General features: G+C 73.8%; 15 protein-coding genes. 4 read left to right on the plus strand and 11 right to left on the minus strand.

Annotation, left to right across the window (positions count from 1 at the left end):
- Positions 1-81 precede the first annotated feature (81 nt).
- Entirely contained in the window at positions 82-1,587 is a 1,506-nt protein-coding gene (gene dapC, locus AC6EXY_RS02160; protein ID WP_499817057.1) for a succinyldiaminopimelate transaminase, read from the minus strand.
- A gap of 86 nt (positions 1,588-1,673) precedes the next feature.
- Positions 1,674-1,997 (minus strand): ferredoxin, encoded by a 324-nt coding sequence (fdxA, locus tag AC6EXY_RS02165; protein WP_009742053.1) that lies wholly within the window; start codon positions 1,995-1,997, stop codon positions 1,674-1,676.
- Positions 1,998-2,085: 88 nt separating this feature from the next.
- On the opposite strand from fdxA, the gene AC6EXY_RS02170 reads away from it, so the two are divergent.
- A complete protein-coding gene (locus AC6EXY_RS02170) occupies positions 2,086-2,580 on the plus strand; it encodes a putative acetyltransferase (RefSeq protein WP_499842284.1) in 495 nt (164 codons plus the stop codon).
- Positions 2,577-3,548 (plus strand): transglutaminase family protein, encoded by a 972-nt coding sequence (locus tag AC6EXY_RS02175; protein WP_101832466.1) that lies wholly within the window; start codon positions 2,577-2,579, stop codon positions 3,546-3,548. The genes AC6EXY_RS02170 and AC6EXY_RS02175 overlap by 4 nt, the downstream gene beginning before the upstream one ends.
- Here AC6EXY_RS02175 and AC6EXY_RS02180 read toward each other — a convergent pair.
- The 6 genes from AC6EXY_RS02180 to AC6EXY_RS02205 all read right to left on the minus strand — a co-directional run bounded on the left by AC6EXY_RS02180 (position 3,545) and on the right by AC6EXY_RS02205 (position 9,536).
- Positions 3,545-4,147, minus strand: a complete 603-nt coding sequence (locus AC6EXY_RS02180) for a flavin reductase family protein (protein ID WP_499817056.1) — start codon at positions 4,145-4,147, stop codon at positions 3,545-3,547. The two genes, AC6EXY_RS02175 and AC6EXY_RS02180, sit on opposite strands and share 4 nt — an antisense overlap.
- 83 nt (positions 4,148-4,230) lie before the next feature.
- Complete coding sequence (locus AC6EXY_RS02185) at positions 4,231-4,797, minus strand: DUF6113 family protein (RefSeq protein WP_499817055.1); 567 nt, start codon at positions 4,795-4,797, stop codon at positions 4,231-4,233.
- 170 nt (positions 4,798-4,967) lie between these two features.
- On the minus strand, positions 4,968-5,942 hold the full coding sequence (locus AC6EXY_RS02190) for a S1C family serine protease (protein WP_101830651.1): 975 nt from the start codon (positions 5,940-5,942) through the stop codon (positions 4,968-4,970).
- Positions 5,943-6,025: 83 nt separating this feature from the next.
- Positions 6,026-6,937 carry an N-acetyl-1-D-myo-inositol-2-amino-2-deoxy-alpha-D-glucopyranoside deacetylase gene (mshB, locus tag AC6EXY_RS02195; protein WP_101830650.1) on the minus strand — a complete coding sequence of 304 codons (912 nt, stop codon included), beginning with the start codon at positions 6,935-6,937 and terminating at the stop codon, positions 6,026-6,028.
- 129 nt (positions 6,938-7,066) lie between these two features.
- Complete coding sequence (typA, locus tag AC6EXY_RS02200) at positions 7,067-8,905, minus strand: translational GTPase TypA (RefSeq protein ID WP_101830668.1); 1,839 nt, start codon at positions 8,903-8,905, stop codon at positions 7,067-7,069.
- 223 nt (positions 8,906-9,128) lie between these two features.
- Entirely contained in the window at positions 9,129-9,536 is a 408-nt protein-coding gene (locus AC6EXY_RS02205; RefSeq protein ID WP_243407265.1) for a (deoxy)nucleoside triphosphate pyrophosphohydrolase, read from the minus strand.
- Between the two features lie 397 nt (positions 9,537-9,933).
- Between AC6EXY_RS02205 and AC6EXY_RS02210 the strand changes: the two genes are divergently transcribed.
- Both AC6EXY_RS02210 and AC6EXY_RS02215 read left to right on the plus strand, forming a co-directional pair.
- The gene (locus AC6EXY_RS02210; RefSeq protein ID WP_101830649.1) at positions 9,934-10,233 is read left to right on the plus strand and encodes a 4a-hydroxytetrahydrobiopterin dehydratase; all 300 of its coding nucleotides are present in this window, start codon (positions 9,934-9,936) and stop codon (positions 10,231-10,233) included.
- 102 nt (positions 10,234-10,335) lie between these two features.
- Complete coding sequence (locus tag AC6EXY_RS02215; protein WP_499817054.1) at positions 10,336-11,373, plus strand: DNA-3-methyladenine glycosylase family protein; 1,038 nt, start codon at positions 10,336-10,338, stop codon at positions 11,371-11,373.
- Here AC6EXY_RS02215 and AC6EXY_RS02220 read toward each other — a convergent pair.
- From AC6EXY_RS02220 to AC6EXY_RS02230, 3 genes are all read right to left on the minus strand, one after another.
- Complete coding sequence (locus tag AC6EXY_RS02220; protein ID WP_499817053.1) at positions 11,348-11,917, minus strand: DUF952 domain-containing protein; 570 nt, start codon at positions 11,915-11,917, stop codon at positions 11,348-11,350. The genes AC6EXY_RS02215 and AC6EXY_RS02220 overlap by 26 nt on opposite strands.
- 165 nt (positions 11,918-12,082) lie before the next feature.
- Positions 12,083-12,319, minus strand: coding sequence for a YgiT-type zinc finger protein (locus tag AC6EXY_RS02225; RefSeq protein ID WP_165818258.1), 237 nt, complete (start codon positions 12,317-12,319; stop codon positions 12,083-12,085).
- On the minus strand, positions 12,319-12,645 hold the full coding sequence (locus AC6EXY_RS02230; protein WP_165818257.1) for a DUF4258 domain-containing protein: 327 nt from the start codon (positions 12,643-12,645) through the stop codon (positions 12,319-12,321). The genes AC6EXY_RS02225 and AC6EXY_RS02230 overlap by 1 nt, the downstream gene beginning before the upstream one ends.
- Between the last annotated feature and the right edge of the window lie 93 nt (positions 12,646-12,738).

Here is a 12,738-nt window from a genome sequence, read left to right on the forward strand (position 1 = left end):
GACCTTACGAGGTCCGGACGAGGTCCGGCTGATCGGCGGACTGGTCCCGGTCCGCCGATCAGCTCCGCTTCGCTGATCCGGTCAGCGGATGTCGGGCTCGCCCTGCCACTGCCCCGAGGCTGTCTCGCCCCGGCCACCGGGCCCGGTGCCGTAGGGCTGCTGCCCGTGGCGCGGCGGCGGCTGCTCGTGACCACCGGTCTGGGGCTGGCCGTCATAGCGCCCGCCCTGACCCTCGTAACCGCTGGTCCTGGGGTCGTAGCCGCCCCCCGGTCCGGGCTGGCCGTCGTAGGCCGGGCGCGCCTCGTAGCCGGCCCGCAGGTCGTAGCCGCCGGACGGGATCTCCTGGCCGGCGGTGGACTCGTACGCGATCCGCTCCGGCACCGCACGCGGCGCCGTCCCGTACCCGCCGCCCGCGGCGGGATAGCCGGCCGCGCCCGCGGCGGAAACCGGATAGCCCTGCTGGTGGGCATGGCCGACGCCAGGGTGCGTCCCCGTGCCGGACGCGCCCGGGGGGGACGCCGGCGGGATCATCGTCATCCGCTCGGGCACGGTAGCCACCTGCGAGTCCGGCGCGGTCAGCGCGACGCGGACGTGGTAGCGACCGGCCTCGCCGTAGAAGGTGCCCGGCGCGACCAGGACGCCGACGCCGGCGAGCGCGTCGACGGTGGCCCACGCGTCCTCGCCCCGCGTCGCCCACAGGTACAGGCCCGCCTCGCTGTGGTCGATGGTGAACCCGGCGACCGACAGGGCCGCCGCGAGCACCGCCCGGCGGTTCGCGTACCGGACCCGCTGGTCGGCGACGTGCATGTCGTCGGCGTAGGCGGCCGCCATCGCCGCCTGCACCGGGGCCGGCATCATGAACCCGGCGTGCTTGCGCACGCCCAGCAGGCCCGCGACGAGCTGCGGGTCACCCGTGACGAAACCGGCCCGATAGCCCGCGAGGTTGGACCGTTTCGACAGGGAGTGCACCGCGAGCAGGCCCTCGTGCGACCCGCCGCAGACGTCGGGGTGCAGCACCGAGACCGGCCGGCTCTCCCAGCCGAGCTCGATGTAGCACTCGTCGCTGGCGACGATGACGCCCCGCTCGCGCGCCCAGCCGACGACCGCGCGCATCTCGTCGATCGTCATGACCCGGCCCGTCGGGTTGCCCGGCGAGTTCAGCCAGACCAGCGTCACCCCGTCCGCCGGGCCGACGACCGGCTCGCAGCGGGCGAGCAGCGCGCCGACCTCGTACGTCGGGTACGCCGGCGTCGGTACCCAGACCCGGTCGCCGGGCTCGAGCCCGAGCTGCCCGGGTAGTTGGGCGACCAGTTCCTTGGTCCCCAGCACGGGCAGCACGGCACCCGGATCGACGAGGACGCCGAGGCGGCGGGCCAACCAGCCCGCCGCCGCCTCCCGCAGATCAGGCGTTCCGGCCGTCTGCGGGTAGCCCGGGGCGTCGGCGGCGCCGGCCAGCGCCTGTTGGACGACGGCCGGCGTCGTGTCGACCGGCGTCCCCACCGACAGGTCGACCAGCCCGTAGGGGTGCGCGCGGGCCTTCTCCCGGAAGGCGACTAGCTGGTCCCAGGGGAAGTCGGGCAGCCGCACGCGGGACCGGGCCGGTGACCGAAGGGTTCCGGAGCCGCCGGGGACGCCGGCGCCGCCGGAGATGTTGCCCGGCCTCCCAGCGCCGCTCAGGACTCGCCCTGGGGCGCCAGCGCGGCGACGGCCGGCGGGTCGAAGTCCAACGCGCCTACCTTCGAGGCACCGCCCGGCGAGCCGAGCTCCTCGAAGAAGTTCGCGTTGGTGTCGGTGTAGCCCTTCCACTGGTCGGGGACGTCGTCCTCGTAGTAGATGGCCTCCACCGGACACACCGGCTCGCAGGCTCCGCAGTCCACGCACTCGTCGGGCTGGATGTAGAGCATCCGCCCGCCCTCGTAGATGCAGTCGACCGGGCACTCCTCGATACAGGCCCTGTCCTTGACATCGACGCAGGGCTCCGCGATGACGTAGGTCACCGGATGTTCCTCCTCGGGCTCACGGGCGACTGAGTCCCTAGTATCGACATGGACAGTTCCGTGTCGACAGCAAGGGCGTGCGCTGGTGGTGTATGTCGTCCGCATCACTCGGGCCGACATCGGCGCGCGAGTCATGATCCGGCGGCGTATCCCGGGTCCAATCCCTCTCAGTGATGTCCTCGGGACGCTACGGTCATGGTCGTCGCACGTACTGACGGTCGAAACGGCGGATGGTTCTGCTGTTCAGGTTACCGAGGAAGACATCGTCGCGGCACGCGTTGTCCCCGCCCGACCAGCGGCCCGACGACCACGCACGGTCACGCAACCCGATGTCGCCAATCCGACAGGCCTTACCCGGACGACGCCGGACACGACAGATCCCGGCACCATCGTCCGAACCCAGCCGGTCGAGCGCGCGACAATTCCAGACATGACACTCCCGGATACGACGCACACAGGCACGGTGTCGCTCCTGGGGGTCGGCGCCGCCGACGCCGCCGGACCCGGGCCAGGCGCGCCGGCCCCCGCGGCCGGTCCGGACGCGGTGGGATCCGACGGGAGTGTCCGGGCGGAGCGCGGGTGAGCGCGCGCAGCCGCGACCGGTTCGCCGAGGTCGTCCACCGCGAGCCCGTCGATCTGGCCGCCGCCTGCCACCTGCTCGCGGCCGAGGCCGACGCCAGCGCCGACCATCAGGACCCCGCCGTCACCCTCGACGCGCTGGACACCCTCGCGGTCCGGGCCCGCCCGCTGCTCGCCGCCCGCGCCGGCGCCGCCCGGCGCTTCCCCCGGGTCGAGCACGGCACCGGCGCCGTCCCCGGCACCGGAGCCGGCGCTGGGCCCGCCGCCGCGGCCGGGCCCGCGGAACGGGACCAGCCCGGCCGGCCCGGCGCGGGCCACGGGTTCGGCGGCCTGGACCCCCGGGTGGCCGCCGAGGCCCTGCACGAGGCACTCGGGCTCGACGCTGGCTTCGCCGGCTCCGAGGAGGACTACGAGGACCTGCGCTCGTCGCTGCTGCCGGACGTGCTGCGCCGCCGCCGCGGGCTACCGATCCTGCTGTCGGTGATCTGGCTGGAGGTGGCGCACCGGCTGGGCGTGGCGGCCTACCCGGTCGGCCTGCCCGGGCACGTCGTCGTCGCGATCGGCGCGCCCGAGGACTTCGTGCTCGTCGACCCGTTCGCCGCCGGGAAGCTCCTGACGATCCACGACGCGGCGGCGAAGGTCCGCGCCGCCGGGGCGGCGTTCCACCGCGGCCACCTCGCGCCGATGAGCGGCCATGACGTCCTCACCCGCATCCTGGGCAACATCCGCGTCCTCGCCGCCCGCACCGACGCCCCCCGCACCCGCCTGTGGGCGGTCGAGCTGTCGCTGCTGCTGCCGCACCACCCGGCGAGCCTGCGCCGGGAGCGCGGAGAGCTGCGGGTACGCCTCGGCGACTTCCTCGGCGGGGCGGGGGACCTCACCTCGTTCGCCGACGCGGTGACGGCGGTGGAACCGGCGGCCGCCGCGGCCGCCCGCCAGGCGGCCGCCGCCGCGCGGGCCCGGCTCAACTAGCCGGGCGCGCCCTGCGCCGACCCGTCCCGCGGCACGACCGGATCCAGGTAGCCGCCCTGGTAGAACACCAGCGGACCGGCGTCATCGCACCGCCGGTCGAGCGCGACCACCTCGCCGATCACCAGCGTGTGGTCGCCGCCGGGATGGGTGGCCACCGTGCGGCACTCGAACACCGACAGCGCGCCGTCGAGCAGGGCCACGCCCGTCTCGGCGCCGAGGGTGTGCGGCCACCGGTCGAACGCGTCACCGGCGCCGCCCGCGCCGTGCTCGGGCACGCGCCGGGCGAAGAACCTGGACGCCTCCGACATGTCGTCGGCCAGTACCGACACACCCCACACCCCGGCGGCCAGCAGCGGGCCGAGGAAACGCGCGTCGCGCCGAATGCTCGCCAGCACGAGCAGGGGATCAAGCGAGACGGACACGAACGAGTTCGCCGTCATGCCCAGATGCCGCCCCTCGGCGAGGGTGGACAGAACGGTGACACCGGTGGCGAACCTGCCGACCGCCCGGCGGAACTCACCCGCTTCCAGGGGCGCCCGAACGGCCGACGCCCCACCGCGGGCTCCCGGACCGTGGACGTCCGGCGGCAGGCTGACCACCCGGCCACGCTACCGCCGGGGACGGTCCCCGGACCCGCCCTTGCCCGGTCCGGTGACATCCCGCACAGCCACCGGCGGGTGGCTCAGCGCGGCGCCGGCAGCGCCGTCAGCCCGCGCCGCGCCCGCCCGGCGACCGCGACGACGATCGGACTCAGCCCGCCGAGCAGCAGAAACGCGTAGGCCGTGGCGTTGGCCCGCATGAGCAGGTCGCCTTCCGGGCGGCTGGCGGCGAACAGCAGTACGACCGGGGTCCAGCCGAGCAGCACGGTCACCGGACCGAGCCGGGTGCCGGTCAGCCAACGCACCAGCAGCGCGGCCGCCGCGTTGCCGACCACCGCGAGCAGCAGGCCCACCGACAGCACCGTGCCGCCCAGATCAGGCCCGGCGGGCAGCAGGAACACGCCGTAGAGCCCCAGCCCGACGCCGAGCACGACGCCGAGCGCGTAGGACGCCCCGAGGAACACCCGTCCCGGCTCCCCCGCCACCCCCGCCGAGGCGCTCCCCGCCGCTGCGGCGCCCGCGGACGCCCCGCCACGGCTACCTCCACCACCACCCGGGCCGCCGCCAGCACCCGGGCCGCCGCCAGCGCCGGGGCCGCCGCCAGCGCCGTCATCCGCGGGACGCGAGGGGGCACCGGCCCGGCCGGTCACCCCCGCTCCTCCCCGTGCCCCGGGCGAGCTCGTTCCACGGGGCGCACGGGAACCGGTGGGCTGCGGTGGCGTGCGACGCGGACCGGAACCGGGGCGGGACATGCCTCGACACTAGACGAGTACGCCCGATAAGCCCGTGGTGGTCATGGGACGCCCCACGGCCTCGGCGGTCAGGTCGTGACGAGCTCACGGGGGACGACGACGACGTCGACGAGCGCGCCGCGGCGCCACACCGTCACCTCCACCGGTCGGCCGATCGTGCCCTCCGTCAGCAGCCGCTGAAGATCCCCGGGCGTGACGACCGGCACGCCGCCCAGCGACAGCACGAGGTCGCCGGTGAACAGGCCGGCGCTGCCCGCCGGGCTGCCGACGACCACCTCGGCGAGGCGCACGCCGCGCCGCTGGCCGGTGCGCCGCTCGACCGCCGGCGGCAGCGGCACGGCCGCCCCGGCGACCCCGAGGTAGGCCCGCCGGACCCGGCCGTCGCGCATCAGTGCCGCGAGGATCGCTCTCGTCGTCTCGTTGACGGGAACGGCGAGCCCGAGGCCCACCCCGGCCACGGCCGTGTTCACGCCGACCACCCGGCCGTCGGCCGTGGCGAGCGCGCCGCCCGAGTTGCCGGGGTTGAGCGCCGCGTCAGTCTGGATGACCTCGTCGACCACCCGCGCCGCCGTACCCGCCCGGGTCGGCAGCGACCGACCCAGCGCGCTGACGACGCCCGCCGTCACGCTGCCGGTCAGCCCGAGCGGGTTACCGACCGCCACGACAAGCTGACCGACGCGCAGCCCCGCCGCGTCACCGAGCTCCGCCGCGGGCGGCGTGGAGCCGCGGGCGCGCAGAACGGCCAGGTCGGACAGCGGATCCGCGCCGACGACGTCGAACTCGCGCTCGGTGCCGTCGGCGAACTGCGCGAGCCCGGCCGTCACGGCGTCGGCGCCCTCGACGACGTGTGCCGAGGTGAGCAGGAACCCGTCGGCGGTGAACACCACCGCGGATCCGGCACCGGCGCCGCGCCGGGTGCGCACCCGCAGGCTGGCCACCGACGGCGTCAGCGCGGCGGCGACCCGGGTCACGACGGCCGAGTAGGCGTCCAGCGGGTCATCACGGTCATGGCTGGTGTGGCCGCCATGGTTCCCGTCGCTCATCCGACCTCCCGGAGCACACCCTGGCTTGCAGGGATTACACCGTTACAAGCGGGCGCCGACGGCAGTGATTCCCGCCCGTCCGGTCACAGTTCGATGCCGGCGAACTCGATGCCGGCCAACTCGATGCCGGCGAAGAAGTCCTGCTCGCGGCCATCGGCGCCGCCACCGGGGCCGCGGGTGCCCGCGGCCAGCACGAAGTGCTCGGCCCCCCAGGCCCGCTGGCCGATGCCGTCGGCGAGGGCGAAGAAGAAGCCGTCGACGGCCATCTGGGTCCGGTGCGACCGCATCGCGGCGATCTTGGCCTCGAAGAACTCGGGCGCGGAGATCTCGGTGGTGATGTCCGCGTCCTCCGTGAGCCGGACGACCATGTCGTCGACCGACTTCATGCCGGCGAACGGGTTGTTCGGGACGTCGGCGTCGCGGAAGTGCTCGAAGCCAGCGAGCGCCGCGGAGCGCGGCATGGCCGTCTCGTACCGCTTGGCGACCTGCCAGGGCGCGCCGGCGTCCGGAGCGAACGCCGGGTCGGCCGCGTCGGTGTACGCACGGGCGGTGACCTGGTGGGCGCGGATGTGGTCGGGATGACCGTAGGCGCCGAACGAGTCGTAACTGACGAGCACGTGCGGCCGGACGTCCCGGACGATGCGGACCAGCTCGGCGGTGGACTCGTCCAGGTCCGCCTGCCAGAAACTGCGGGGATGGTCGTTGGGCGGGGTGCCCATCATCCCACTGTCGCGGAAGCGGCCCGGACCGCCGAGGAATCGCTGGTCGGTGAGGCCGAGGGCGGCACACGCGCCGGCGAGCTCGCCGATGCGGTAGCCGCCGAGCTGGTCGCCGAGATCGGCCCGCAGATTGACCAGCTCCGGCACGAGGACCTCGCCCTCCTCCCCCAACGTGCAGGTCACGAGGGTGACGGAGGTGTCGGGCGCGGCGGCGTAGGAGGCGAGCGCGATCCCGGTCGAGATGACCTCGTCGTCCGGGTGCGCGTGCACGACCATGAGCCGCCGCGCGGCCGGCGAACCGGCGGCGGTCGGCGGGGGCGGATTCGGCGGCGAGGCAGCAGACGTCACATTCGCGACCCTACGACCCGCCACCGACAATCCCCGGCGCCCGCGGCCGGCTGGAGATCAGGCGCGGCGGCGGGCCCGCAGCTTCTCGCGCTCGGCCGCGGTCAGCGCCACCTTGCGCAGCCGGACGAAGCCGGGCGTCACCTCGACGCACTCGTCCTCCCGGCAGAACTCCAGCGCCTGCTCGAGGGTGAGGGTGCGGTGCGGGGTGAGCCGGACCAGCTCGTCGCCGGTGGACGAGCGCATGTTGGTGAGCTTCTTCTCCTTGGTCGGGTTGACGTCCATGTCGTCCGCCCGGGAGTTCTCGCCGACGATCATGCCCTCGTAGACCTCGGTCGTCGGCGGGATGAACATCGTGCCGCGCTCCTGGAGGTTGAACAGCGCGTAGGCGGTGGCCGGGCCGCTGCGGTCGGCGACCATCGAGCCGGTCGCGCGGGTGCGCAGCTCGCCGAACCAGGGCTCGTAGCCCTCGAAGACGTGGTGCAGCAGGCCGGTGCCGCGGGTCTCGGTGAGGAACTCGGTGCGGAAACCGATCAGCCCGCGCGCCGGCACCAGGTACTCGAGGCGGATCCAGCCGGTGCCGTGGTTGATCATCTGCTCGACCCGGCCCTTGCGCAGCGCGAGGAGCTGGGTGAGCGTGCCGAGGAACTCCTCGGGCGCGTCGATCGTGAGGCGCTCGACCGGCTCGTGCACCTTGCCGTCGACGAGCCGGGTGACGACCTGCGGCTTGCCGACGGTGAGCTCGAACTCCTCGCGGCGCATCAGCTCGACGAGCACGGCGAGCTGCAGCTCACCGCGGCCCTGCACCTCCCAGGTGTCCGGCCGCTCGGTCGGCAGCACCCGGATCGACACGTTGCCGACGAGCTCGGCGTCGAGGCGGTTCTTCACCAGCCGGGCGGTGAGCTTCTTGCCGGACCTGCCGGCCAGCGGCGAGGTGTTGATGCCGATCGTCATGCTGATCGACGGCTCGTCGACCGTGATCACCGGCAGCGGGCGCGGGTCCTCCGCGTCGGCCAGCGTCTCGCCGATCGTGATGTCCGGGATGCCTGCGACGGCGATGATGTCGCCCGGCCCCGCCTCCTCGGCCGGCACCCGCTCCAGCGCCTGCGTCATCAGCATCTCGCTGATCTTGACCCGGGCCTGGGTGCCGTCGGCGCGGCACAACGTGGCCTGCTGACCCCGACGGATCGTGCCATTGTGCACCCGGCACAGCGCCAGACGGCCGAGGTAGGGCGACGCGTCGAGGTTCGTCACCAGCGCCTGCAGCGGCGCCTCCGGGTCGAACGACGGCGCCGGGATGGTGTCGAGCAGCAGGTCGAACAGCGGCTTGAGGTCGGGCGAGTCCGGGCTCGACCCGTCCGCCGGGCGGGTCGTGGAGGCGCGGCCGGCCTTCGCGTTGCAGTAGACGATCGGGAAGTCGATCTGGTCCTCGTCCGCGTCGAGGTCGAGGAACAGCTCGTACGCCTCGTCGACGACCTCGGCGATGCGCGCGTCCGAACGGTCGACCTTGTTGATGACGAGGACGACCGGCAGCCGCGCGGCCAGCGCCTTGCGCAGCACGAACCGGGTCTGTGGCAGCGGGCCCTCGCTCGCGTCGACGAGCAGCAGCACGCCATCGACCATCGACAGCCCGCGCTCGACCTCGCCACCGAAGTCGGCGTGGCCCGGCGTGTCGATGATGTTGATCGTGATGTCGCCGTAGCGGACCGCGGTGTTCTTCGCGAGGATCGTGATGCCCTTCTCGCGCTCCAGGTCCATCGAGTCCATCACCCGGTCGGTGAGCTCGGCGTGCTCCCCGAAGGCGCCGGACTGGCGCAGCATGGCATCGACGAGCGTGGTCTTGCCGTGGTCGACGTGGGCGATGATGGCCACGTTACGAAGATCGGCACGAGTGGACACGGTGAGGCGCTCCGGGGCGGACATGGGGCTCTCGACCCCGCAAGGACACAGACAAAGGACACCGGCAACGGCCAGTGGTCGGCGGCGCATGGGCGCGCGAACCACCCCCGCCGACGCAACACCGGCCGGCGGCGGACGGCCGTACCACAACCCATGGTACGGACCGTTCCGCCCGTCCGTGCCCGGCCCACCACCGACCACCTCGCCAGCTGAGACGGAGGTCTCAGCCAGCCGGCCAGCCGACCGTGTCGGAGCCGGCCAGCACCTGATGCAGCCGGTCGACCAGCGGGCCGTCCGCCGGCATCCACCGCACGTCGTACAGTTCGGCGACGCTCAGCCACCGCAGCTCGTCGTGGTCCACCATCCGAGGGACGCGACCGGTGATCCGACCGAACCAGACCCGCAGCACCCAGCCGGGCCGGGCCAGCTCCACCTCCCCGAGCACGGGCCCGACCTCGATCTCGACGTCGAGCTCCTCCCGGCACTCGCGGACCAGCGCGTCAAGCTCGGTCTCGCCCGGTTCGACCTTGCCCCCCGGGAACTCCCACATCCCCGCGTACGCCGGCGGCTCGCGCCGGCGGGCGGCGAGCACCCGGCGACGCTCGTCGAGCAGCGCCACGGCGACGACCAGCCGTCCCCTCCCCGGCGCCGGGTCCGGCCCCGCGGCGGGCCGCGCGACGGGCTGCGCGACGGGCTGCGCGACGGGCTCGGGCTCGTTCGACGCGGGAGCGGCCACGGCCCCGGACGTTACGCTCCGCGCCGGTGGGGTGACCGGAGGGGGAAGGGCGCAGGCACCCTGACCGCTCACATCCGCATTCATGGTGCCGGACTCTCCCAGACTCCGGCCGTCCTGGGATCGGATGCCGGCGGTTCGGGTCGCATGGCCCGATCGGGCCATGCATCCCCGGCGCGTCAGCGCGCCGACCGCCCCGCGAACCGTTAGGCAACACACCGGAGTCATCACACCGGAGTCATCCCCGGCCGCGGGCGTCGGATCCCGCGGGCCCGGACGGAGGGAGCACACACCGATGCCGACCAAACTGGACACCGCCGAGGTCACGGACGCGCTGGCGGCGCTTCCCGGCTGGCTCGGCGACGCCGACCGGATCCAGCTGCGGATCATGGTCGACGGCGACGAGGCCGACGCCATCAGCGCCGAGGTGATGCGCACCGCCGACGAGATGGACCACCACCCCGTGATCGACCGCGGGCCCGGCACCGTCACCTTCACCGTCTGGACACACTCCGTAGGCGGCGTCACGAACCTCGACATCGAACTCGCCCGTCGTATCTCGGCCCTGCTGCGCGCCGCGGGGGTGTCCTACTGATCAACCTCCCCGGTGTGCAGTGCTGATCGACCCGACCTGGGGCATGATCACCTCTGACGGATCCGTCGTTTTCGGCCGGGTCCAGGGAGGTGAGCGCAAGCCGTGGGCGCACAGGCGGCGGCGGAGATCCGCGCCGGGGGCCGGTTCGGCCGGCTTCCCCCCGGCGCGGACCTCCCCCGCGCGGGCGCTCTGCGGATCACCCCGCTACCGCCCAACTTCCGCTTATCATCGGTCACACTCAGTCACGCAGCCAGCGGGCTGGGGCCGTCCTGCTTCGATGTCGATCACGATGCCTGGCACCGCGTCCTCACCCTCCCCCACGCCGGCGCGCTGACCATCACCGTCCACGAGCCCGCGCCCGAGCCCGAGCCCGAGCCCGAGAGTCTGGCCGTCACCTGGGGACGAACACCGGGCGAGGAAGCGGACGCCGCCGCCATCCGCCGCCAGGTGCGGCACGCACTCGCCCTCGACGAGGACCTGTCCGGCCTGTACGCCGCCATCGCGGGCGAGACCGGCCTGGCCTGGATCGCCGAGGGCGGGCACGGCCGGCTGCTGCGGTCCCCGACCGTCTGGGAGGACCTCGTCCGCGCGCTCGCGGCGACGAACGCCTCGCTCGCCCGGACCCGCACGATGCTCGCCGAGCTCACCGACCGCTTCGGTGCCCGCGGCCCGGCCGGCGAACGCGCCTTCCCCGAGCCCGCCGCGGTGGCCCGCGCCGTCGCCGACGAGGGCCCCGAGATCCTGCGTGACCAGGCCGGCTGGGGCTACCGCGCCGGCCCGCTCGCGCTGCTCGCGCAGCGCGTCGACGCCGGCACCCTCGACGTCGAGTCCTGGCGCCCCAACGCCCCGCCCGCCTCGCCCGCCTCACTCGCCTCGCCTCGCCTGAGTGACGACGAGATCGCCGCGGCCATCCGCGCCCTGCCCGGCTTCGGACCGGTCAGTGCGGACCTGATGCTCGGCCTGCTCGGCCGCCCCCGCGGCCTCGCCCTGGACACCTGGGCGAGAGCACGCGTCGGCGAGGTGGCGGACCTGTCCGGCCCCGCCGACGACCGGACGATCCGCGCCCGTTACGCCCGCTTCGGCCCCTGGGCGGGCACGGTCTGCTGGTTGGAGATCACCAGAGGGTGGACGGAATGGTGAACCTCCCGTCCGCCTCCGGCGGGAACGGCACCACCGCCGTCACCGCCCCCGCGTCGATCGGCCCGTACAGATGCGGAAACAGCTCCCCACCCGCCGTCGCCGTTCCCCCTGCCCGGACGGCTCCCGCCAGGCCCGACGTTCCCGCGGGAACACTCTGCCTTGCTGAACCGGCCGCCCCAACCGCACCGGGCACCGCCGGTTCCTCCGATCCGGCCGGTCCCGCGGGACTGGACTGGCTCACTGCACCGGGCCGGCTCACGGCGGTGGCCGGCTCGGCGGGCGGCTCCCAGCGCAGCGGCGCGCTCAACCGTGCCGGGTCGACCACGACCAGGAGCAGGTCGTCCCGCCCCTGGTAGAACCGGTTGGCGGTGGCCACGACCTGCGCCGGCGTGGAGAAGTGGATGAACCCCTCGCTCCCGAGGCTCGCCGGCCGATACCCCGCCGCCCCCACCGACCACGCCGAACGCCCCACCAGATGGCAGATCACCCGCTCGTCCACGTCCTGACCGTCGCCAGCCTGCCCGTCGTCGCCCGCCACGGCCACCCGCCCTCCGAGACCTCGCCGACGCGGACCGACCGCCGCGCTCTCGGCCGTTGTACCCCGTGGCCGCCGAGCCTCGCCCGCACCTTCGTGACAGACCGCCCATCCGGGCGGATCACGGGCCAGCCGGTCAGACGTTGAGGCGAAAATCGACACGTCGCCGGTCGCTCAGGCGGCCGCCGCGGCCTCCCGGTAGGGACGAACCGCCACGAGGTCCGCGGCCAGCATCTCTCGGAACAGCTCGTCCACCCGCCGGGCGACGTGACCATCAAGCCATGTCCTGCCGCAGGACGGGCATTCGTCCACGGGGATGTCCGTCACCACCGCGACCCGACCGTCCCGCTGCACGACCTTCGGCTTCAGGCCGGGGCGAATCTCGCCGTTGCCGCACTCGTCGCAGCGCACTACCGCCTCCTCCGAAGATCGCCCGACCACTCCGCCGGGTACGGCTCGTAGACCGTAATCAGTGTCTCGCACCGCCGGCTCTCGGCAACGCCGACAACGACATGCAGCGGTCGAAGCCACTCGATCAGGAGGACGAGTTCGCGGACGACGAGCAGGCCGCTCGGCGCCTCCGCGATCACCTCGCCAACGCCGAGCAGGCGCTCGAACTCGGCCAGCGCGATGTCGATGAGCTGAAGTTTGTCGAACACGTGCTCGGTGTAGCGGTATTCGAACCGTCGGACGTACGGCCGGGAGACAGGTCGGTAGTGATCCCCGCCGTCGGGCATGGGGCCTCCGCCGCGCGAGATGAGGACACGGTCGTTTCAGACCGTAGGCAACGTCTGGGGCCGTGAGGCATCGACCACGTGGCCCAGGGGTTG

It is taken from the genome of Frankia sp. RB5, from assembly GCF_059816245.1.

Excerpts from the sequence above, each read along its gene's own strand:
- AC6EXY_RS02230 (WP_165818257.1), bottom strand. The coding sequence starts at position 12,645 with ATGCCCGACGGCGGGGATCACTACCGACCTGTCTCCCGGCCGTACGTC.
- mshB (WP_101830650.1), bottom strand. The coding sequence starts at position 6,937 with ATGGTCGTGCACGCGCACCCGGACGACGAGGTCATCTCGACCGGGATC.
- AC6EXY_RS02190 (WP_101830651.1), bottom strand. The coding sequence starts at position 5,942 with ATGAGCGACGGGAACCATGGCGGCCACACCAGCCATGACCGTGATGAC.
- AC6EXY_RS02210 (WP_101830649.1), top strand. The coding sequence starts at position 9,934 with ATGCCGACCAAACTGGACACCGCCGAGGTCACGGACGCGCTGGCGGCG.